This is a genomic window from Psychrobacter sp. Cmf 22.2 (genome assembly GCF_001921745.1).
Taxonomy (GTDB): Bacteria; Pseudomonadota; Gammaproteobacteria; order Pseudomonadales; family Moraxellaceae; genus Psychrobacter.
Map to the genome: position 1 here is coordinate 25,992 of NZ_MRYA01000003.1, position 22,871 is coordinate 48,862.

19 protein-coding genes, 1 tRNA gene and 1 pseudogene are annotated in these 22,871 nt (G+C 43.4%); 10 read left to right on the plus strand and 11 right to left on the minus strand.

The window, feature by feature from the left end; translation table 11 throughout:
• Positions 1 to 35 precede the first annotated feature (35 nt).
• The gene (locus BTV98_RS06895; protein WP_058369761.1) at positions 36 to 749 is read left to right on the plus strand and encodes a hypothetical protein; all 714 of its coding nucleotides are present in this window, start codon (positions 36 to 38) and stop codon (positions 747 to 749) included.
• 90 nt (positions 750 to 839) lie between these two features.
• On the opposite strand, the gene BTV98_RS06900 is transcribed toward BTV98_RS06895, so the two are convergent.
• A complete protein-coding gene (locus tag BTV98_RS06900; protein WP_075103270.1) occupies positions 840 to 1,604 on the minus strand; it encodes a hypothetical protein in 765 nt (254 codons plus the stop codon).
• Positions 1,605 to 2,111: 507 nt separating this feature from the next.
• Positions 2,112 to 3,059: an NAD(P)-dependent oxidoreductase gene (locus tag BTV98_RS06905; protein ID WP_058369763.1), complete on the minus strand. Its 948-nt coding sequence runs from the start codon at positions 3,057 to 3,059 to the stop codon at positions 2,112 to 2,114.
• Between the two features lie 371 nt (positions 3,060 to 3,430).
• Between BTV98_RS06905 and BTV98_RS06910 the strand changes: the two genes are divergently transcribed.
• Positions 3,431 to 4,777 carry a valine--pyruvate transaminase gene (locus BTV98_RS06910; RefSeq protein WP_058369764.1) on the plus strand — a complete coding sequence of 449 codons (1,347 nt, stop codon included), beginning with the start codon at positions 3,431 to 3,433 and terminating at the stop codon, positions 4,775 to 4,777.
• A 76-nt stretch (positions 4,778 to 4,853) separates the two neighbouring features.
• Here the strand turns inward: BTV98_RS06910 and BTV98_RS06915 are convergent, their stop codons facing one another.
• From BTV98_RS06915 to hisB, 4 genes are all read right to left on the minus strand, one after another.
• Positions 4,854 to 5,780 carry a DJ-1/PfpI family protein gene (locus BTV98_RS06915; RefSeq protein ID WP_227511811.1) on the minus strand — a complete coding sequence of 309 codons (927 nt, stop codon included), beginning with the start codon at positions 5,778 to 5,780 and terminating at the stop codon, positions 4,854 to 4,856.
• 373 nt (positions 5,781 to 6,153) lie between these two features.
• Positions 6,154 to 6,531, minus strand: a complete 378-nt coding sequence (locus tag BTV98_RS06920) for a hypothetical protein (protein ID WP_075103271.1) — start codon at positions 6,529 to 6,531, stop codon at positions 6,154 to 6,156.
• 105 nt (positions 6,532 to 6,636) lie between these two features.
• On the minus strand, positions 6,637 to 7,272 hold the full coding sequence (gene hisH / locus BTV98_RS06925) for an imidazole glycerol phosphate synthase subunit HisH (protein WP_058369766.1): 636 nt from the start codon (positions 7,270 to 7,272) through the stop codon (positions 6,637 to 6,639).
• Between the two features lie 79 nt (positions 7,273 to 7,351).
• Positions 7,352 to 7,978, minus strand: a complete 627-nt coding sequence (gene hisB, locus BTV98_RS06930; RefSeq protein ID WP_075103272.1) for an imidazoleglycerol-phosphate dehydratase HisB — start codon at positions 7,976 to 7,978, stop codon at positions 7,352 to 7,354.
• A gap of 300 nt (positions 7,979 to 8,278) precedes the next feature.
• Between hisB and BTV98_RS06935 the strand changes: the two genes are divergently transcribed.
• Both BTV98_RS06935 and BTV98_RS06940 read left to right on the plus strand, forming a co-directional pair.
• Positions 8,279 to 8,701 carry a hypothetical protein gene (locus BTV98_RS06935; protein ID WP_058369768.1) on the plus strand — a complete coding sequence of 141 codons (423 nt, stop codon included), beginning with the start codon at positions 8,279 to 8,281 and terminating at the stop codon, positions 8,699 to 8,701.
• Between the two features lie 125 nt (positions 8,702 to 8,826).
• Positions 8,827 to 8,902 (plus strand) — tRNA-Phe (locus BTV98_RS06940).
• A 74-nt stretch (positions 8,903 to 8,976) separates the two neighbouring features.
• On the opposite strand, the gene BTV98_RS06945 is transcribed toward BTV98_RS06940, so the two are convergent.
• Positions 8,977 to 9,351: a hypothetical protein gene (locus BTV98_RS06945; protein WP_058369769.1), complete on the minus strand. Its 375-nt coding sequence runs from the start codon at positions 9,349 to 9,351 to the stop codon at positions 8,977 to 8,979.
• Between the two features lie 194 nt (positions 9,352 to 9,545).
• On the opposite strand from BTV98_RS06945, the gene BTV98_RS06950 reads away from it, so the two are divergent.
• The 3 genes from BTV98_RS06950 to BTV98_RS06960 all read left to right on the plus strand — a co-directional run bounded on the left by BTV98_RS06950 (position 9,546) and on the right by BTV98_RS06960 (position 12,602).
• Entirely contained in the window at positions 9,546 to 10,046 is a 501-nt protein-coding gene (locus BTV98_RS06950; protein ID WP_058369770.1) for a DUF4385 domain-containing protein, read from the plus strand.
• 110 nt (positions 10,047 to 10,156) lie between these two features.
• Positions 10,157 to 10,840 (plus strand): phosphoglycolate phosphatase, encoded by a 684-nt coding sequence (locus BTV98_RS06955; RefSeq protein WP_082638081.1) that lies wholly within the window; start codon positions 10,157 to 10,159, stop codon positions 10,838 to 10,840.
• Positions 10,841 to 10,892: 52 nt separating this feature from the next.
• Entirely contained in the window at positions 10,893 to 12,602 is a 1,710-nt protein-coding gene (locus BTV98_RS06960) for a formate--tetrahydrofolate ligase (protein WP_058369773.1), read from the plus strand.
• Between the two features lie 12 nt (positions 12,603 to 12,614).
• Here BTV98_RS06960 and BTV98_RS06965 read toward each other — a convergent pair whose 3' ends face one another.
• The gene (locus BTV98_RS06965) at positions 12,615 to 14,201 is read right to left on the minus strand and encodes a YifB family Mg chelatase-like AAA ATPase (RefSeq protein ID WP_058369774.1); all 1,587 of its coding nucleotides are present in this window, start codon (positions 14,199 to 14,201) and stop codon (positions 12,615 to 12,617) included.
• A 322-nt stretch (positions 14,202 to 14,523) separates the two neighbouring features.
• On the opposite strand from BTV98_RS06965, the gene BTV98_RS06970 reads away from it, so the two are divergent.
• Both BTV98_RS06970 and hemN read left to right on the plus strand, forming a co-directional pair.
• A complete protein-coding gene (locus tag BTV98_RS06970; protein WP_058369775.1) occupies positions 14,524 to 16,974 on the plus strand; it encodes a penicillin acylase family protein in 2,451 nt (816 codons plus the stop codon).
• 288 nt (positions 16,975 to 17,262) lie between these two features.
• Entirely contained in the window at positions 17,263 to 18,804 is a 1,542-nt protein-coding gene (gene hemN, locus BTV98_RS06975) for an oxygen-independent coproporphyrinogen III oxidase (protein ID WP_058369776.1), read from the plus strand.
• Between the two features lie 89 nt (positions 18,805 to 18,893).
• On the opposite strand, the gene BTV98_RS06980 is transcribed toward hemN, so the two are convergent.
• From BTV98_RS06980 to BTV98_RS06990, 3 genes and pseudogenes are all read right to left on the minus strand, one after another.
• Positions 18,894 to 19,754, minus strand: coding sequence for an SPFH domain-containing protein (locus BTV98_RS06980; RefSeq protein ID WP_058369799.1), 861 nt, complete (start codon positions 19,752 to 19,754; stop codon positions 18,894 to 18,896).
• Positions 19,755 to 20,095: 341 nt separating this feature from the next.
• Positions 20,096 to 20,551 (minus strand): annotated as a pseudogene (locus tag BTV98_RS06985) (NfeD family protein); the annotation flags it as partial.
• A gap of 223 nt (positions 20,552 to 20,774) precedes the next feature.
• The gene (locus BTV98_RS06990; RefSeq protein WP_058369777.1) at positions 20,775 to 21,314 is read right to left on the minus strand and encodes a porin family protein; all 540 of its coding nucleotides are present in this window, start codon (positions 21,312 to 21,314) and stop codon (positions 20,775 to 20,777) included.
• Positions 21,315 to 21,606: 292 nt separating this feature from the next.
• Here BTV98_RS06990 and BTV98_RS06995 point away from each other — a divergent pair, with 292 nt between their 5' ends.
• A complete protein-coding gene (locus BTV98_RS06995) occupies positions 21,607 to 22,839 on the plus strand; it encodes an 8-amino-7-oxononanoate synthase (protein ID WP_058369778.1) in 1,233 nt (410 codons plus the stop codon).
• Positions 22,840 to 22,871: the final 32 nt, after the last annotated feature.

Genomic DNA, 22,871 nt, shown 5'->3' on the forward strand with positions numbered 1-22,871 from the left:
AGGTTATTGAATATATTTTTTATTAGGAGAAGGAAATGTTACAAGAAAAGCTGTTTGACCGTTATATGAGTATTGCTGAAGAGCATCAAGAGTTTTTAGAAAAGTCCTTATCCTATAACGATTTAGCAAAACTACTTTTGGGCAGTGTACCTGATGAATACGAACAAGCGCCTAATAAAATACTAATTGTTGGTAGAGAAACTAAGGGTTGGTTAAAGAGTTTGAATGACTTCCAATATGATAAAAATGGAATTAAGCGGTCAATGGATGAGAGTAAAGACTTCGTACGAGACCAGCTAAAAGAAAAGAAAAAAGATACTCGTGGTAAATCATTCTTTAATTTTGTACGTGATGTTGCGAAAAAAAGTGGCGATAATGGTGTTTTATGGGCTAACATCTATGCCTCTGACTATAAGGGCGGGCATATCAATCACATAAAAGATAAGGACATGATAAAAGAGATAGAAACTATTTCTAGAAAAATTATTGTCGCTCAAATTGAGGTACTAAATCCCGATATCATCATATTCGCTACAGGCAGTCAGGGCATTGCAGCAAGACGTAGATACTTCCCAAATTCGGAGTTGAGAGAACGTACAGCTATTGAAGGCTACCCCTCAAAGGATTTATGGGCTTTTAAATTACCCGATTATGACGCTCAGTGTTATCGCATACACCACCCTAGTTCATTTAGTAATGAGAAAAGGCAAGCAAGACAAAAACTTATTGAAATATTGCCGAGCATATAATTATTAAGTGTTAGTCAATTACCTTATAGGCATTGTCTGGAACAAAAAAAACTTTATAGCCTTTTATGTGTTGAAGCGAGTCATGATTCGTTAATTTTGCGATGGCTCGTCGGGGTATATTACACTGATATAAGCATTATTTAATGTACTCATTGCCATGCCATAAAGCACCATGTCAGAGTGATTCATTTTCCGATTAACCATTTCTATAATTTCACTAGATTGCTCAAGATTTCCAGGGTTAATTGTATGGATGTAAAGCAATAGACTTCTAACGTCTTTTATAGGAAGGTTACCTATAAATTCTTCAACCTCCTGTTTATTTTGCTTGAAAAAATCGTCTGATAAATAAAATTTTGATTCTGCATATTGAGTATATGGGCATTGATTAAAAAAACTGATAATGTCATTCAGATCCATAGCGATATAGCTCCCGTGCACACTCAACATAGCTTGGAACTGATGTACAATCCTATCAACCTGCTTAAGCTCACAGCAAACCACACCATCTATGACATTATTAATTTCCATAAATCTACAACTGGTTCTTATGCCAATCAACAATTCTGCACCTGACTGTTCTTTTAATGCACTAAGACCTTCTTCATTCCACTCATCGTCAAATAAAAAGAAAGCGCAGCAACAAGGTACGCTAAAGTCACCTTTAGGATTATATATTTTAAATTGTGTTTTTAGTTTCCAGTCGTTGATAATATCATCTGGTATAGAATATTTTGAGCCTGTCGATTTAGTAGCTTTAAGCTGAATATTTTGGTCTGCAATACTGTTGCCATTATTTTTTGATGGTTTAGTTTTGAGGTTAACCTCATCAAGTGATTGCTGTACATTATTCACTGTAATTCCTTTTATCATCTAAAATAGTTCTATCTGAAGCACGCTGCCATAGCATTTTCATAAAGTTTACTGAACATAATAGCAGAGCTTATTCGGTGGATTACGCCTTATCTACATCTTCTACGAGAATTTGAAAAGTCTAACCCACCCTACACCAAATCTAACTCTTACCAAAACTTCGCTTAACTAATCAATAGTCGCCTTAGGGTGCGGTTTAGCCTCGACAGTAGCGGGTATACTTATGTGACCACTGGTCTGCGGGGACTTGGCTTTCCAGAAAATCATAGATTTTCTCTTGCGTCGAGGCAAGTGTCTTCCAGATACTTACTGTTTCCCTCCTCATATCGAGGCAATAGGAACACTATCAGCCTTTAGTCACCGCGCCAGTGGGCATATAAGATATGAACGGATGGCGAGATTAGCTCCAAAACATTAAGCCCCTAAAACCCCAAATACCAAACCCTCTCAATTCACATCTCAGTTATTCTAACCCCAACCACTTTAACTCTAGTTGTTTTCAATAAAATCATTGATTTGCCGAGTGATTATCTTCCATAGTTTGACTTGCGAGGCTCGGCTGCCTGCACCCATATGCGGGGTTAGAATGATGCGAGGATGACCTTCATTGGCAAGCTGGACAATCGGGTCATTTTCGCCGGCAGGTTCTTGTTCAAATACGTCGGTAGCATAGCCAAGTATTTGCTCCTGTTTGACTGCGCTAGCTAAGGCCTCGCTATCGACAATCTTGCCACGGGCGACGTTGACCAGTAGCGGTTTTTTGCTCATTTTGCTTAGGGTGTCTTGGTTAATGAGATGCTTGGTTTCCTCGGTGAGCGGGCAATGTATAGTGATGACATCAGACTTGCTCAGAACGGTTTCAAAGTCGGTGTAGTCATCATTACGAGGCTTGCGACCTTGGCGCTCTGCCCATAGGACGTTCATGTCATAGGCTTTGGCAAGCTTGGTAATCCGCTTGCCAATATCACCGATACCTATCATACCGATGGTTAAACCCTCGAGATCAATAGCCTCAGCATCGATGATGTCGGCTCGCCCCTTATCCTTCCATTCGCCACTTTTCACTTTGTTGTGATAATGGATACTGGCACGCATGGCGCTGAGTAGTAGCATCATGGTGTGCTCGGCGACGGTGGCGCTGGCAAAATCTGGTGCGTTAAGGACTTTGACGTCGTTGTCTTCGCAGGCTTGTTTGTCAATGTGGTTGGAGCCGACAGAGAGGAGCTGGATGAGCTTGAGATTGGGTAGCGCCTCAATAACTTCACGCTCGATACGTAGGGAGCCATTCATCATAATGTCGGCATCTTGACAGCGCTCAATGATGGTTTTATTGTCTTGTGGGGTTTCTTCAAAGGTGACGTAGTCGGTTATTTTTTCGGGGGTAGGTCGCTCTAGGTCGGCGATAAATCTTTTTTCATCGAGTAATACGGCTTTCATGAAGGACTCCTTTTTTAATCGTAGTGGGTCTGGTATTTAGCACTTACTATATAAGGGTTGCGGCGGCTGATGTGTTAGCGTTTGTTGGGTATCGGACAAGCTCTTGTATAGTCAGGTCAGCATAAAAAGAATACAGTTAGACTGGGATAAATTTTTTGCAGCCTCTGTCTGCGCAGGCTCAGCACGCAAGAAAAATTTATCCCAGTCTAGCGTGTTAATGCAGTGTATCTATTTTATTTAGTATCGACTATATAGTAAGCGCTGTATCAAGCCAGGTTGTTTACTCACCTTACCGTCGGCATTTGTTATACTAGCGCCACTTTATCTATGAAATAACCTGATAACCCCTTCCAAAACAGCACGGTACCCTTATGAAATTCTCCAAGTTTGGTCAAAAGTTTATTCAGCCCACGGGCATCTCGCAATTGATGGATGATTTGGGCGATGCGCTCAAAAGCGATCAGCCAGTCAATATGCTTGGCGGCGGCAATCCTGCCAAGATTGCGGCGGTCAATGAAGTGTTTTTGCAGACCTATCAAGCGCTTGGCAATGACAGTAACGCTAGTGATCCTGATAGTAGCGCCATTATTAGTATGGCAAATTACTCTAACCCGCAAGGTGATGCTGAATTTATTGATGCCTTAGTTGGCTTTTTTAACCGTCATTATGATTGGAATTTGAGCGCGGAAAATATCGCGCTGACCAATGGCTCACAAAATGCGTTTTTCTTCTTATTCAATCTATTCGGCGGGGCCTTTAGTGATAATAAGCTTGATGAGCACGGTCAAGAGAAAAAAAGTCAGTCTGTAGACAAATCCATCTTGCTACCGCTTGCCCCTGAGTACATTGGCTATAGCGACGTGCACATCGATGGTCAGCATTTCACCGCCGTATTACCGCATATCGATGAAGTGACGCATGATGGTGAGGAAGGCTTCTTTAAGTATCGCGTGGATTTTGAGGCATTAGAGAATTTGCCTGCGCTTAAAGAAGGTCGTATTGGGGCAATTTGCTGTTCGCGTCCGACCAATCCAACGGGCAACGTGTTGACTGATGATGAAATGGCACACTTAGCTGAGATTGCGCGGCGCTATGATGTGCCACTGATTATCGATAATGCTTATGGTATGCCGTTTCCTAATATCATTTATTCAGATGCGCATCTGACGTGGGATGACAATACGATTCTTTGCTTTAGTCTCTCCAAGATTGGCTTGCCGGGCGTGCGCACTGGCATCATCGTAGCGGATCCTGAAGTGATAGCAGCAGTCAGCGCCATGAATGCGGTGGTCAATCTAGCCCCTACCCGCTTTGGTGCCGCCATTGCCAAGCCATTGGTGCAGAATGATCGTATCAAGCAGCTATCGGATAACGACATCAAGCCGTTTTATCAGCAGCAAGCAACACTGGCCGTGAGACTTTTAAAAGAAGCGTTGAGTGATTATCCATTGATGATTCATAAGCCTGAGGGTGCGATATTCTTTTGGTTATGGTTTAAAGACTTGCCGATTACCACGCTTGAGCTGTACGAGCGTCTCAAAGAAAAAGGCACGCTCGTCGTACCAAGTCAGTTCTTCTTCCCCGGTGTAGATGTTGATAATTATAGGCACGCGCACGAATGTATTCGCATGAGTATCGCTGCAGACGAGCAGACGCTCACTGACGGTATAGCAGTAATTGGTGAGGTGGTGCGTGAGCTGTATGATAAGGCTAAATAAAAAGCCCTAGCCTTAAACGTAAAAAACGGACTAGCTAATAGTCCGTTTTTTTGTGCTGTGAATGTTTACACACTCTTTAGCTAAGCTCTTTTAGCAACGCTTTAGTACTCATCTTACCAAACTCATTGGCCGCTAGAGGGCCATCACCTGAGATGAGCTTTCTATCTTGATGCGTCTGTCCTGAGGCGAGTTTATTATCGATAGTGACGCCTAAATCCTCTAGTTTCTCACCGAAGTACCACGGCATTGTGCCAGGCAGATAACCTAACTTTGGCATTTGCTTGTCCATTCCCGTTGGGAACGCCACTATCTTGTAGCCACTAAAAATAAAGTCGCGCTCAGAGTTGTTGTCTTCATCGGAGCTGTCTGGACTTTGCAAATTAGCAGCCAGTAAAGCTGCAGGTCCATGGCAAATCGCTAAGGTAAATAAATCCGTATCATAGCCCCAACGGAGCAGTTCACCAAGGTTTTCGTCTTCAGGTAAGCCTAACATTGCGCCATGACCACCCGGAATAAAGATCGCTGCATAATCATGACTATCTGCCATGTCATTTTTGACAAAGTCGGCAATACTTTTTGGGTTTTGCAGCTTTGACTCGTAATCGCTATAGATTTGTTTAACGTCATCATCGTTGTCCGGCATCGCCCACTGTTCAACTTTGACAGACTCCCCTGTTGACGTAAAAACATCCACATCGAAACCTGCTTTTTTAAAATGTAATAGAGGCACCATCATCTCAACGGGATGGTTACCAGTATCGAACTTATTGCCGTTTTCCATAGTCATATATTGCTCTTCAGTGCAGACCATGAGGATTTTTTTATTGCCTGTATACGGCGTATCATACTCGGTATTGTCGTAGTTGGTTTTGCTTGGCGCTGCCAATTTTAGCGACGACTTGGAAGGAATATAAATCCCTGCTTCTGTTTCTTGTGGCTCTAATCCTAACGTGTCTTTGGCTTTGTCTAATATTTCTTGGATATTCAAGTCTTTAATATTCATAGCTTTTCCTATTATATTATTGGTTATGCTGTACGGATAACGAATTGATCAATAGTCAAAATCTACAAATCAAAGAGACAAGTAAATAACGTTATCCTTTAATTTTAAGGTAACAAACTGAAGAAGCGTTAAACAGACAAGACTTTTTAACTTTCGTAAACTTTGTAAAGCGCGGGTTGCGAAAATGCTAAGCGGTTGAATAGTGAGGGCTATAGTTAATTCATTTTAAAACCGATACAATGCAGCTGGTATGAGTTTTGCGCAGCCTCTGTCAGCGTAGACACAGCAAGCAAGGAAAATTTATACCAGTTGCACGTTAGTATGAGCGTAACGATTTTATTTCGAGCTGACTATAGTTAAGTATTAGCTATTTTTAACGGGTTTTCTTTAACAGCTTACTTGGTGAATTGGTAGCCTGAAAGATGGTCGTCCATTTACTAAGCGCAAACAGCACAAAAGGCAGTAGGCAAGTATTGACCAAATCATGCAGACTTGCCTTTATGTCTATCATTCCTAATGCAACAAACCCTCTTGGCCTAATAATATGGCGGTTGTCTAAATATTCACCTGCTATGGCAACACCGATCACGACAATAAGAGCGATAAAGGCTCTGATATTCTGACTTTTAATGATAGGGCGCAATATAAACAAGCAAAGCAGATAGACGCCGACGCCGACATAGATATGTAAGGCGTCTTTCGCGAGGCCTGTCATATCAACGATGTTTAGTTTAAAGGTGGTAAAGTCCACTGAGTTTTCCGTACATAATAGCTAACAATAGCTGAGGCCAATAATAAAAAGGTGAGCTACGCTGACGTTAACTCACCTCTCAAACTTATATACTGTTTTGTCCGACTACACGTCCCACTCAACGAAGTTCTTTAGTAGTTGCAAGCCAGCAGTGTGGCTCTTTTCCGGATGGAATTGGGTGGCGAATAGATTGTCTTGAATAATGCTGGCGCAAAACGGCTGGCCATAGTCACAAACGGCCGCCACTTGTGCGCTATCGGCAGGTGCGCAGTAGTAGCTGTGTACAAAGTAAAAGTGCGCGTTGTCGCCTATACCATTCCACAACGGATGGTCAAAATCCATACCGTTAATGGTATTCCAGCCCATGTGCGGTACTTTAATCGTGGCGCCCTGCTCGTCTTTCCATGTCGGGTCAAAAGCTTCTACCGTGCCATTTAAGATGCCCAAACAGTCCGTACCACCATTCTCCGCCGACTGCTCAAACAATGCCTGCATACCGACACAGATAGCCATCACAGGCTTATTAAATATCGCCTGACGTACGACGTCATCAATACCCGCTTTGTGCATACCGATCATGCAATCGCGCATGGCACCGACACCAGGGAAAACAATCTTGTCGGCAGCAGCGACGACTTTTGGGTCATTGGTGATAGAGACGTCTGCACCTACCGCTGATAGTGCTTTGCCAGCTGAGTGCAAATTGCCCATGCCATAATCTAATAATGCTACTTTGGTCATTAATTGGTTCTCATTTTTGAATCGCTTTAATAATCTACTCAGCTTTGCTGACACTCTATAGAAAAGCTTTAAGTGCGCCTTAAAACGCCTCTTTGGTCGACGGCAGGGTATTCAACGCCCGCTCATCATATTCACACGCCATACGCAGCGCACGAGCAAAGGCTTTAAAGGTAGATTCGATTTGGTGATGGCTGTTTTTGCCTTTGAGATTGTCTAAATGCACGGTCATCCACGAATGGTTAACGAAGCCGTAGAAAAACTCGCTAAACAAATCGACATCGAACTTACCGACATGTGAACGGGTAAAAGGAATGTCCATATGCAAACCCGGACGACCTGAGAGATCAACGACTGCGCGCGTTAAAGCTTCATCAAGTGGCGCATAAAAATGCCCATAACGACGGATGCCTTTTTTATCGCCTAGGGCTTTATTAAAGGCTTGTCCAAGGGTAATGCCAGTATCTTCAACACTGTGGTGATCATCGATATAAGTATCGCCAGTGCATTTGATATCAAGGTCAAACAAGCCGTGACGTTTAATCTGATCGATCATATGATCCAAAAACGGCACGCCAGTATCGACAATCCCTTGTCCGGTGCCATCAAGATTGACTGTGCAAGTGATTTGCGTCTCAGCAGTATTGCGCTCAACGGTGGCCGTGCGTGCTGGGCGGCCGTGTAAATTTAGGTTTGAATCGGTTGTCATGGCTACTCTCTATCAATGAAAAGCAAACAATAAAAACAGGCTTACAAAAGCCCGACGTGTTCCAAATATGAGAACGATAAAATATAAATAACCAAAAAATCTAATAGCTATTATTAATAGCGATAAAAAAGAATAATATCCTTATCATAGCAAACCCTACGATTTACTGCCATGACCACGCGTTAAACCACGTACAAAATCCTCCGATTCTGCTAAAATGCTGTATCAAGTTTTATCAATCATGATTACCCACGCCCTATAAAGCAATGCTGTATCAAACAATAGCAACAGGAATTTGCCATGCCTTTAGAAGCCATCGCTATCAATAGTTTGGACGCTCCACTTATCAAAAAACCTGCCCGCGACAATGAGCTATCTGAGCGCTTGCACGCCCTCTATGATAGCGATGATACACAGCCTAGTGGTCTCGAGGTATTAAACATCGTTGCGCAAGGTTTTAAACGCGGGCAATATTTATACGTCGGTATGTTTAATGACAAACCCATCGCCGCTGTTGCCTGCTTCGATGACGGGCAAACCAACGCCAAACGCTTGCAGTATTTGACTGTACACTCACAAAACAAAGGTCGCGCCATTGATGCCAAGTTCATTAAATTGGTTTATGATGCTGAGGTCAAAAAAGGCGTCCGTGAGTTTGTTCCTGTTGATACAGACATTCATCGTATTATGAGCGAGTATGAGCTGCTACGTGTTAAAGAGTGAGCAAAAGTAATATTGTTCTTATTTTGACTCATTATATCTGCCTATTTTTGAGCTTTTCTCATTATTATGCAAAAATAGCTTGACAGCAACGCGTATATTTAGTTTAATAGCGACCTCAACGAGACGGCTCGATAGCTCAGTAGGTAGAGCAACGGATTGAAAATCCGTGTGTCGGCAGTTCGATCCTGCCTCGAGCCACCATTCGTTTATCGAATACTAAAAAGTCCCAAACAGCAATGTTTAGGGCTTTTTTTATGCTTAATTTTTGGTTAAATTTATTCTTGATACAACCGGTCGCGTAATAGCAGCTGACAACGCTCACGCGAATCCAAATCATACACCGTTGCGCGGTAATCAACACTGTGACGCCCTTCAAAAAATACTACCCGATCGCCCACTGCTAAAAAACAAGAAGTACGCGCATCGTAGATAAAACCATCAATTACAAATGCCAGATCGCGATCTATCTCGCGTACTGTGTAGGTCTCGTCTTGCGGTATCAAACGCTCAAACCAAGCGCTATGGGCAGCATTAGTGCTTAGTACACTTGTGAGTAACAGCGCTGATATGATGAATGCGCGTTTTAATGATATCGTGAAAGTCGAGCCAGCTAGGCCGATTTTATTTATGCTATTTTTACTAACTGTCATGATCTCTACCTACTCAGACCTGCTCAATGATTGTTTCTACTAATGACGCTTCTCATGCTAAACGCTTACTGTCACGGTTGCATAACATTTTTGTGCTGTTTTTTAGACAGGGGTGCTCAGTATACTCGATAGTCTTGATAATGATAAATTTGATAGCTAAATACTAAAAAGATGACTACGAATAGGAAAAAACGATGAGAGAGTTTGATTATGATTTGGACTATAAAAACCTAGATCTGCGCGCGCATCCTGAGCTATACCGTGTTGGTCGCGGTGAGCAAGGCGTCCTATTGGTTGAGCCTTATAAGTCCGAAATATTACCCCATTGGCGCTTTGCCACGCCTGATATTGCAACTGAAAGCAGCGAGACTATTTATCAGATGTTTTTAGATTATCTGGCTGCCGATGACTTTGTCGGTGCGGATATGGCGCGCAAATTTATTCAGATGGGCTATACCCGCGCCCGCCGCTATGCCAATCATAAAGGCGGCAAAAAGTATAAAGGGGCGGTACCTGATGATAAAAAAGGTCAAAGCGGGGCCCATGGTCGAGAAGAGCTACCACGGCAAGAGGAAGATCCAATTAAAGCAGAATCTGCCCGTATTTTTAAACAAAAATGGGATGAATGCCGCAAAAATGAAACCTATCTAAAGATGAAAAAGGAACACTGCGCGCGCTATAAAGAGGTTGAATAAGTCAGCGTAATATATATTCTAATCTTAAATCTTTGCTATGCTTAGTGGCTAGGACCTAGATAAGGCGCATTCAAAGACATTTTATATATACACTGATGAGTAAAAATTTTATGCAAGACAAACAACTGCTAATTTTTGATTTTGATGGCACCTTAATTGATAGTGTGCCCGATTTGGCTGATGCGACCAATACAATGCTGACTACGCTTGGCAAAGAAACCTACCCTCTCGACACCATACGTAATTGGGTCGGCAATGGCTCAAGAATGTTGGTTGAACGCGCGTTGGTAGGGAAGATCGAAGTATTAGAAGGTGAATTGAAGATTGATGAAGCCGATCATGCAGAGGAAGTATTTTTTGCCGCTTATAAAGATATTAGCGGTAGCAAAACCGTCGCCTACCCAGATGTAGACAATGGACTAAAAAAGCTAAAGGCAGCAGGCTATACGTTGGCATTAGTGACCAATAAACCTGTACGTTTTGTACCGAAAATCCTGCAAACCTTTGGCTGGCAGGACTTATTTAGTGCCGTGCTCGGTGGTGATAGCTTAACTCTCAAAAAGCCGGATCCTGCGCCATTATTACACGTCTGTGAGGCACTAGATGCTACGCCAGAACAAGCGATTATGATTGGTGATTCAAGAAACGATATATTGGCTGGACAAAAAGCCAATATGGATACCCTTGGACTGTCTTATGGTTATAACTATGGGCAAGATATTCGAGAGCTAAATCCTACTCGAGCTTTTGATGACTTTGCCGCTTTGGTTGATTACCTTTTAAAAAATAAGTAAATAGACCTCTCTATCCTACACTACCCTTTAAAATTGTGACGAGACCTTTGACATGATCGTACCCAGCGATATTGCCATCGCCCAAAATGCTACCTTACAACCTATCAACGACATCGCACAAAAACTTGGTTTAACCACTGCTAATATCGAACCATACGGCCATGATAAAGCAAAAATAAATTCAGCCGATGTGTTTGCCATGCCAGTTAAAAATCAGCAGAGCAAATTGATACTGGTTACTGCTATTAACCCGACACCCGCTGGCGAAGGTAAAACTACGGTCACTATCGGCTTAGCTGATGCCTTAAACCGCATTCATAAGCAACAAAACAGCGGTGAGAGAACGGCGGTTGCCATACGTGAGCCATCCATCGGTCCCGTGTTTGGGATTAAAGGCGGCGCAGCTGGCGGTGGTTACGCACAAGTACTACCGATGGAGGATATTAACTTACACTTTACCGGCGACTTTCATGCGATTGGAGCAGCGAATAACCTGCTGGCGGCACTATTAGACAACCATATTTATCAAGGTAACGAGCTAGATATCGACCCAAAACAAGTATTTTGGCGTCGTGCGATAGATATGAACGACCGTCAACTGCGCAATATTATCAGCGGTATCGGCAAAACCACTGATGGCGTAATGCGTGAAGATGGTTTTGATATTACTGTCGCTTCTGAAGTCATGGCTATCTTTTGCTTGGCGACAGATATGAACGATTTAAAACAGCGCCTAGGCAATATCCTAATAGCCTATAACAAAGCCAAACAGCCCATCTACGCTAAAGACCTTAACGCTCATGGAGCAATGGCAGTACTCCTAAAAGAAGCCATCAAACCCAACCTTGTACAGACGATTGAGGGCACACCTGCCATCGTCCACGGTGGCCCATTTGCCAATATCGCCCACGGTTGTAGCTCCGTTATCGCAACCCGAGTTGCTATGCATTTGGCAGACTATACACTCACCGAAGCAGGCTTTGGCGCTGACCTTGGGGCGCAAAAGTTTTGTGATATTAAGTGTCGCTTGTCAGGATTGACGCCAGATGCAGCCGTAATCGTCGCCACCATTCGTGCATTAAAATATAATGGTGGCGTAACTAAAAACAAGCTCACTGATCAAAACTTAATCGCACTTGAGCAAGGTCTGCCCAATCTTATGAAGCATATCGAAAATATGCAAGAAGTCTACGGTCTGCCCGTAGTCGTCGCCATTAACCAGTTTGCCAGTGATACCGACGCTGAGATTGAGCTTGTGCGCCAAGCTTGCCTAGCAAAAGGCGTAAAAGTTGCGCTAACACAAGTATGGGAGAAAGGCGGTGCTGGCGGTGAAGATTTAGCAAACACTTTACTAAATTTGCTCAGTAAGAACCGTCATAAACCCAGCCAATTCCGCTTGGCTTATGACAGTGACCAGAGTATTGTAAAGAAAATTCGCACGATAGCACAGCGAATCTATGGGGCAGATGATATTGATATTAGCAGTCTGGCCGAGGTCAAAATACGCCGCCTAGAAGCCCTCAATCTCGATAAGTTGCCGATTTGTATCGCCAAAACCCAGTATTCACTTAGTGATAATGCCAAGCGACTTGGTCGACCTACAGGTTTTGATATCCATGTACGCGATATCAGCATTTCCTCTGGGGCGGGCTTTATTGTGGTGATCTGTGGCCCTATTATGAAAATGCCTGGCCTGCCTAAAACCCCTTCATCTGAACATATTGATTTGGATGATGCTGGTAATATTATTGGGCTGTTTTAACTTAATAATAAATCACTTACCGCGATAGCTTAGTGCCTCAGACACGTGAGCGCTGGTAATATCAATACTATCGGCAAGATCAGCAATGGTACGCGCGACCCGCAATACGCGATGATAACCACGAGCAGATAAGTTTAGGCGTTGCTGCGCCATCTGTAATAGCTGCTGTTCGTTCTCTCCTAGCTGAATGTATTTATCGATCTCGCTAGGGCTCAGCTCATTATTTACTTTTTGCTGCCGCTGTAATTGCTGCTTATGCGCAGCTACTACTCGCGTGCGTACCTGCTCAGATGTTTCGCCAGCCTGAGCGTTTTGCAAGTCTGAAATCGGTAACGCTGGCACGGTAATATGTAGATCGATCCTATCTAGTAGAGGACCTGATAGTTTGTCTTGATAGCGCTTAATCTGTTCAGGCCGACAACGACAGCGGCCTGATCCGTCTCCATCGTAGCCGCACGGGCAAGGATTCATCGCTGCCACCAATTGAAAGTTTGCCGGAAAGCTCATTTGCGAGTTGGCACGGCTAATGGTGATTTGCTTGGCTTCTAGCGGCTGACGCAATACTTCTAACACGGTACGATCAAATTCTGGTAATTCGTCAAGGAATAACACGCCTTTATTGGCAAGCGTAATCTCACCAGGTTTGGGGCGAGAACCTCCACCGACCAACGCCACCGCTGATATGGTGTGATGCACTTGTCTAAATGGCCGTGTGCCATAATCGTAGTCACTGTCTGCAACTGAATAAGTGCTCGCTACTTCTAGCGCATCTTCATCACTCAAATCAGGCATGATAGTCGGCAGCCGTGATGCCATCAACGTCTTACCTGAGCCAGGTGGCCCTGTAAATAACAGCGAGTGACCACCAGCTGCGGCAATCTCTAGCGCACGCCGAGCATGATGCTGACCTTTGACATCCGCCAAGTCTACCGAATAGCCAATGTGCTGCTGTGCCGGACTGGACTGGACCACCTCTAAATGCGTATCTGTAGCACTGGGATCTGTTAGCGATTGCAGATGATCACAGACAGCCTTTAAGTTTTGGGCGGCCAATATCGTGACACCATCGACACGGCTAGCTTCAGCGCCATTAGCCATTGGTACTATCAATTCTACGGTTTGTGGTTCTTGGCGTTGCTCATTCAGTGGTAGCTCATTATTTTTTGACGGTTTGGATGCTTTTGACGATTTTAAGGCCAACGCTTCCGCTTTTATCGCGCGCGCTACTGCTAAGCTGCCTGTCACCTGCCGAAGCTCACCATTCAGTGCCAGCTCACCGATAAACTCAAATCCTGTCAATGACGCCGGATCAATCTGATCACTGGCTGCCAAGATACCGATAGCTATCGGTAAATCTAGCCTAGCACCTTCTTTGGGCAGGTCTGCTGGCGCAAGATTAATGGTCAAACGGCGATTGGGAAATTGAAAACCTGAATTTAAGATGGCAGAACGCACTCTATCTTTACTCTCGCGTACAGCAGCTTCTGGCAAACCTACGATAGTCAATGCTGGCAGGCCTTGTGATAAATGCACTTCGATGATGACCTTGGGGGCATGTAAGCCCACGACCGAACGGGTATAGACTTGAGCAAATGACATCGGCGTTTCCTAATAGAGAGAATATTGATAATAAAGTATTATTAACCAGCGCGCAAATGTCGTGTCTTATCACTAGTGTAGATAACCAATACTGGTGTAGACAACCAATATTGTTATATGATGAGCAGATGCTCTTATGCTTGGTTTTGTCTGATTGGTACAAGACCTCTATCAACAATAAGAGTATTGGCAATAAAAGGATTTTATTGATCATATAAAGCTCGTTGATGGCTCTTTTTCTAAAGTTTTGTACTAAGGCTTGACACTGAGACTTTATACTAAGGTTTTCTACTAGACCCGTTAACCATGGATGGATAAGCTTATGAGCAATCATGTGTTCAATCAGCGTACGCCTAGGCTTGCGCTACTTGCAGTGGTAATCTCTCTTGCACTGTCTGGTTGTTTTAAAGACAATGACAATGATTCAGTCAACTCTCAACTCACTTACTCAGCCGATATTCAGCGAACTGAATTTGGTATTCCCCATATCACTGCCAAAGATTATAAAGGCTTAGGTTATGGGGTAGGCTATGCTTTTGCAGAAGACAATATTTGCTCACTGGCACGTGAAATCGTCGTGGCTAGTGGTCAAAGCATGCTGTATCTAGGTGAAGAAGGTGATATAGCAAGCGATGTTTTTTATACTTGGTACAATGCTTCAGATAGGCGTGCCAATTTTTTGGCTGCGCAAGATCCAGAAGTTATCGACGCGGTGACTGGTTATGCCGCTGGTTATAGCCGTTATCTACGCGATACAGGTAAAAACAATATTGACCCTGACTGTGCTGGGGCAGAATGGGTGCGTGAGATCACAATCGATGATTTATTAGCGCTCTATGGTAAAGCCAACTTACGAGGTGGATTGTCTAACTTCGTGGGTCCAATCGTAGCAGCAGCGCCTCCTGATCCAAATACTGTGATGAGCAGTAGCAGAATGCGTACTGTCAGTCCAGAGTCTGACGTTGAGTTCGATACGTCTACGATCAATGCGATGAAAGGCGGCAGTAATGCTTATGCATTTGGTAGTGAGGTCACCGGTACTGACAGTGGTATCTTGTATGGCAACCCACATGAGCCTTGGGAGGGGGTGCAGCGTTTTTATGAGTTTCATTTAACCATGCCAGGCAAGCTTGATGTGATGGGCGCCGCTCAACAAGGACAACCATTCATCAATATTGGTTTCAATAAAGATGTGGCTTGGAGTCATACGGTCTCTACCGCCAAACGCTTTACCCTTTATCAGCTCAGTTTGGTAAATGACAACCCAATGAAGTACCACTATCAAAACAGCGACGGTGTGTTTGAGCAGCGTGATATCGAGCAAGTTGATGTGACCATTCAGTTGCCCGACGATCAGACGTTGGTACGTCCTATCTATTTATCACAGTATGGGCCGATGCTCGCTGTAAACTTACTGAACGACAAACTGCCAGCATGGGGCGCAAACAACCTAGCTTTTACCATTCGTGATGCAGCTTCTGAGAATCCGCGTGCATTGAATCAATGGCGTAGTATGAACCAAGCGAGTAGCGTTGAAGACCTGAAGGATAGAATGCAGGACATACTAGGTCTTGGGTTTGTCAATACCATCGCCACTGACCGCCATGGCAAAGCATTATATGCAGATATATCAACCGTACCGCATGTCACTAAAGCTAAGCTAGAGGCCTGTAGCAATGCTAATTTTGGCCCAGTCCTTGGTGCTTTGATTGCAGCAGACTTGCCAGCTCTTAATGGTAGTACAGCCGCTTGCGAGTGGGGCAATGATGCCGACTCACCGCAGGCAGGCATTTTTGGACGCTCAAACCTACCTTATTTGATTCGTGATGACTACGTTGCCAACTCAAATGATAGCTACTGGCTCAGCAATCCTGAGCAGCCATTGACAGGGTTTTCACCGCTCCTACGTCGCCGCCTAGCTCCATTCTTAGGTGCCAACGCAGTAGATGGCGTACCACTGCTGCTGCGCTCTCGTATGGGTCTGACGCAGATATTAGATCGCCTTGATAACTCAGACGGTCTAGGCGGCAATACCTTTACCTTAGATAATATGCAAGACGTCGTCTATGGTAATCGCAGCTATGCAGCTGAGCTGGTGCTTGATGATGTATTGGCAGATTGTACAGCCAACCCAGTACTGTCACTGTCCAATGGGAGTACCATCAACGGCACAGAAGCTTGTACTGTCCTAAGTAACTGGGATCGCCGTGACAATCTTGATAGTAAAGGCGCTCACGTGTTTAGAGAGTTTTGGCGCAACGTCAACTTCGATGAAACCACTGATGATGTGTTTAGGGTAAAATTCGATATCAACGACCCTATCAATACCCCTCGTGGCCTTATCATTGATGAAAATACACGTACAGCATTGGGAGATGCTATTGTCTTTTTCAATGACAAAAACATAGCCCTTGATGCGTCATTGGCAGATTTACAATATGTCATCGACGCTAGTAATAATGGTGAAAAGATTCCTATGCATGGTGGACTTGGCCGTGAAGGCATATTTAATGTCGCAAGCTCAAGCCAAAATGACGATGGCACATATGGGCCAATCACTCATGGTCCTACGTATATGCAGACAGTTACCTTCGATGATAAAGGGCCAGTCGTAGAAGCGTTACTAGCTTATTCACAAGCTTCAGATAGCACGCGACCTTATCACCGTGATCAAACACGACGCTATTCAAATAAAGATTGGATTCGTTTGCCTTTTAGCGCTAGTGAAATCTCCAATCAAGCAGTTGGTAATAAGATTCAATTAAGAGAATAGCCCTTAGGTAAATTGAAGTAAGTATTGTTAAAGACATACATAAGACCTCAGATAAACGCTGGGGTCTTTTTTATTAAAAAAAATAGGCAATCTTTAAGTGATTAAAAAACTTATCGAGTCCCCACTATGAGTAAGGACTTGTTATACTAACGTCTGTTTATTTATATGCAAACGTTGCGATAAATAACTACTCTCTTAACTGTCGTCAAACTTGCATAAAATAGGTACATAGTTAGCGGTTAACCATGTAACAGCCATCAATATTATGGTCAAAACGAGGAGTGTCGCATGACGGACTATTCAAAACAAAACATCCAGCAGCCTTATAACCGTGCTAACGAGCAGCCGACTACAGTACGCCCTGTCATGCAGCCAGACAATCCGTATGCCAGTACGCGCGGCAGCATAATGACCAAGCAGCTACCCGCATTCGATGAGGCGATTATCAATAAATACAATCGCTCAGGACCACGCTATACTTCCTACCCAACCGCTTTAGAATTTTCCCCTATACCTGACGGCCTTGAGACAAAAATTCTGCAAAACCGTGAAGCTCGCGCTCCATTATCTCTATATTTTCATATTCCATTTTGTCGTCACCTTTGCTACTACTGCGCCTGTAATAAAATAATTACCAAAAAAAACAGCGACTCAGGAGATTATCTACAATATCTCATCAAAGAGATTAAACACAAACGTCGCTTATTAGCGGTGCCAGATGGTAGTGATAAACCACTCGTCAAGCAGCTACATTTAGGTGGTGGCACGCCAACATTTCTAAGTGATGAAGAGATGGTACAACTGTGGGAGTTTTTGCAGACCCAGTTTGAGTTTTTGCCTGAAAATGAAGGTGATTATTCTATTGAGATTGATCCACGTGAGTTAAGTGGCGAGACCTTAAAAGTATTGCGCAGCCTTGGCTTTAACCGAGTCAGCTTGGGCGTACAAGATTTAGACGAGACTGTACAAATCGCGGTCAATCGTGTGCATTCAGCAGAATTGATTGAAAACGTACTCACTGAAGCGCGCGAATTGGGCTTTCACTCTATTAATATTGATCTAATTTATGGTCTGCCACATCAAACGCCTGCTACCTTGGACACAACCGTACGCCGTATCATCGAGATGTCGCCAGATCGTCTGTCGGTATTTAACTATGCGCATCTGCCAGAGCGCTTTAAAGCTCAGCGTCAAATTAAAGAGGAAGACCTGCCAGATCCAGCGGCTAAGCTCACTATGCTTGGCAATACCATCAATACGCTGACCGAAGCGGGTTATCAATATATCGGTATCGACCACTTTGCCAAGCCTGATGACGAGTTGGCTGTCGCACAGCGCGAAGGCAAGCTGCATCGTAACTTCCAAGGGTATACCATCATGGGTGACTGCGATTTACTAGGTTTTGGTGTCTCATCCATCAGTCAAATTGCCAATGCCAATACCCGCTATATCCTACAAAACGATACCGATCTACAAGCTTATCAAGCCAGTATCGAGGCTGCGCAGAGCAACCCTGCTATCATGCCAGCGGTAAAAGTCATCAAGACTTCTATTAAAGATCGCTTGCGTGAGTATGTCATCATGAACCTGCTCTGTCACGATTATATTGACTTTAAAGACGTCAATCAAAAATTTGGTATTGATGCTATTACTTACTTTATTGAGGAAATTCAACAATTGGATGAGATGCAAAAAGATAGGCTTGTTGATATGGACGCAGCTGGCATTCGTGTATTACCAAAAGGACGCCTATTAGGGCGTAACGTGGCCATGGTATTTGATGAGTATCTTGAGACAAAACATAAAGATCGCTTTTCAAAAGTCATCTAGGCTCATGAAACATAGGGCCAATTATCAGTTATAAAAAAAGACCTCAGTTGAGGTCTTTTTCGTGTACGTTCATAGTCGTCTATCGTCTGTTAAACTTTTAACTTATCACCAACCATACCCTTAACTGTACTTAAGATATCAGCTGGCAATACCACCATTTTTGAGTTGTCAGATTCAGCCAATTGACGAATCGACTTGATATATTGCTCACCAAGTAAGTAGACAATAGGCATCTCTTCGTCACCCATAGCAGCGGTAATAAGGCGAATGGACTCCTCTGAACCTTTAGCAAGCACCACTTGCGCTTCAGCATCACGGCGTGACGCTTCTAGACGGCCATCGGCTTCTAGGATAGCTGCTTGCTTTTGACCATCAGCACGGGTCACTGTTGCACGGCGTAGACGCTCTGCCGCTGCTTGCTCTTCCATTGATGCTTGCATGGTCGAGGAAGGATTGATGTCTTGGATCTCAACTGTCTTGAGGGTAATACCCCAGTCGGCAATGTCTTCTGAGATCGCTTGCTTGAGTAGTGCTTTGATCTCATCGCGACTAGATAACGCATTATCTAAATCCATCTCACCGATGATCGAACGCAAGGAAGTCTGTACCAAATTACGGATACCATGCTCATAATCTTCGATACCGTAGACTGCCTTGTCTGGACGCATGATATTGATATAGGCCACCGCGTTTGCGATGATGACCACGTTATCGCGAGTAATGACTTCTTGTGAGGGAATATCGAGCACAATGTCTTTGGTCGTGACCTTATAAGCAATTCTGTCTACGAAGGGAATAATGAGACTAAAGCCAGGCTCTAGCGTTTGCTGGTATTTACCCAAACGCTGCACCACCCATTTGTACCCTTGCGGTACGATACACACGCTTTTGAAAACGGTAAAAATGACTAGGGCAATCAATACCACCATCACAATACTAAGCCCATTCATACTATTTATGATGTTATTCATAACACTCTCCTTGAACCATTGCTATAAATGGAGCAGCAACGTCCTATTTATTTAATATTTACAACTCCGATGTATCGTATGGTATGACAAGTAATGACTATGATAAAAAGGAGATAATACTCTATGCTACTAATTGAATATGAATAATCAAATCGTCCGTTAAACTACTTATCCATAAACTTTTTTTTCAATCGATCTCTATCAAGTCCAGGTTTATTAAGGTTTAGTCTGCTAGACTTTGCTTTAACTGCAACAGAAGGACTCTCAACAGTGGGAGCGATATTGGGACGATTGATCGCTTGAGCTTCTATACGCCTAGTTGGTGCGACAATTAGCTCATTACCGCTTATATCTGTCACCACAACCCGATCACCCACTTCAACCGTTTCATCATTTGTTCGGCACGACCATTCATCTGCGCCCACAATTGGTACATTGAATCGTACCACCCCCAACTTGCCTGCTTGCGGTTTGACTATAATCATACCAGTTTCACCGATGATTACCCCGCCGCCCAATCCAGCTTTGGTACGATCTATCGATAATGGTTTTATATACTTAACCCAAGCAAACATGAACAATACTGACAACGCTAACCAGATAACGACCTGCAATATCAAAGGAACAGGTAGCAGCCATGATATAGCGGCAACAATAACGGCAGCAGCCCCAAACCAAAGGCTTGCAAAGGTGGGAATAAATATCTCAGCAATCATTAATAAAAAACCCAATACCAGCCAGTGCCAAGGTTCAATCATCCAAATAGTCTCAATCATCAGCGTACCCTCCTTTGCAGTTCTAACTTTTAATGTAGCACATTTTGGCAATAGATAATGTCTTAAAAATCAACATGATACCAATAGTTTTCATTATCTACTATATGCCAAACATAATTTTATATTAAAAGCTATAAACAAAAAAAAACGACCACATAAAGTGATCGTTTTTTATTCTACTAAGATTTAGTATCTAGTTTTCTAAAATTATTTATCAATAAACTCAGAATTTTAGATGGGCACCTACTGTCATAAGGTCAGCATCGCTACCAGTTACCGCATATTCAGCTTCAACGTTGAAATCTTGGTTGATTGCATAGCCTAAACCTACGCCACCTGCAAGACTGGTATCATCATCTGAAACAGAAACGCGTCCTAGAGCTGTTGTGTAATCGCGATCCACTTCTGTTTTAGCAATACCTACTTTACCTTTGGCATATAAGGCAGTATTTGGGAAAGCATAACGGTAAGTACCATAGGCGCCATAGGTTTTGGCATCGATGTCGCCATTTCTATAATCAGCGTCATCTGAACCTACATACTCAGCTTCAATACCGAAGTTAGGATCGAAGTTGTAACCACCATAGACACCATATGCGGTAGGATCATCAGCACCATTAACGTCTAAATCAAATTGACCAACTTTTACACCGACATACGGCTGACCAGTATAACCATTACCATATGATACAGCAGCTTGTGCACTTACGCTTAATAAAGAACCAGCTGCTAGTGCAAGTAACGTTTTTTGTAGAGTTTTCATTGCTATCTCCTTCAAACAAAATTGACAAACAAGTTAGTTATTAGTGTTGGCCGTTATAGCCATATCGCCTTGTTTGCTAACGATGAATATATAATAACAAACTATTTCGAACACTCTGTCAGTGTTTAATGGTGTGAGAGTTAAGATTTGAAAGTGTTTGTCATCACATGGGTTACAAACTCCATGATATGAAATTTTTTGTTACAAGTAGCGATTTTGTGCAATACTTCCCACTCATTGATTGCATATTTAACGTCAAAAAAACAAAAACAAGGTAAAGGAATATCTATATATGACCAGTTCTATCGTAGGGCAACTGCATGAAACACTAACGCATCTAAAGTCTCAGCAGCAATATCGACATCTGCCAAGCCTAGAGCATCAGGGGCGCTACGTGGTGCATAATGGTCATACGCTGCTTAATATTGCCAATAATGACTATCTTGGGTTGGGCAGTGATAGTGAGATGCAAGCTGAATTTTTTGAGCAACTAGCACAATTGCCAGCGGCACAACTACCTAGGATGAGTGCGACTTCATCACGACTACTCACAGGAAACGATACCCAGTTACAAGCGTTAGAGTCTGAAATGCAAGCATGGTATCAGACTGCCGTGTATCAGCAAGGAATAACTACCCCAAAGTCTGTATTGGTATTGAATAGTGGTTATCACGCCAATATTGGGATTTTGCCAGCATTGACCACTCTACCAGTCAACACGCTTGTGTTGGCAGACAAACTGGTACATGCCAGTATCATTGACGGTCTACGCCTAAGCCAAAACAAACTTGTCAGCTATCGCCGCTACCGTCACAATGATTATGAGCATCTGGCCAAGTTTATTGAGCAAGCAGGGCCTACTGTTGAGCGCATCATTATCGTCACTGAAAGCGTTTTTAGTATGGATGGTGACCGTGCGGATTTGCCTCAGTTGGTACAATTAAAGGCTAAAGATGCTCGCATTGAGTTGTATGTCGATGAGGCGCACGCGATCGGTGTGTTAGGTGAGACGGGCTTAGGGCTGGCAGAAGAGACACAGACGTTGGCAGACATTGATTACTTGGTTGGCACATTTGGCAAAGCCTTTGCCTCAGTCGGAGCTTATATTATGTGTGATGATGTCGTCAAACAATGGCTGATTAACCATATGCGTCCTTTGATATTTAGCACCGCCCTACCCCCAATAAACCATGCATGGACACGCTTTATTTTAGCAAAAATGCCAACACTTAATGACCAACGCAACCACTTAACCAAGTTATCTACAAAAATTAGCCAAGCCATCAATCAGTCACAGCAAACAACGCCTATCCGTCAAAATGTAACCTATGAGTCACCTATTGTGCCTTACCTATTAGGGGACAATGCGCGCACGATTGCCAAAGCACAGCAGTTACAAGCAGCAGGATTTTATGCGCTGCCTATTAGACCGCCTACGGTTCCTTCCAACACCGCTCGTATTCGTCTGGTTATGAATGCCAAACTGACAAGTGAAGACTGTGAGCGGCTAATACAACAATTATGATTGAGAAGATACTGAGGACTGATGTTTGACAG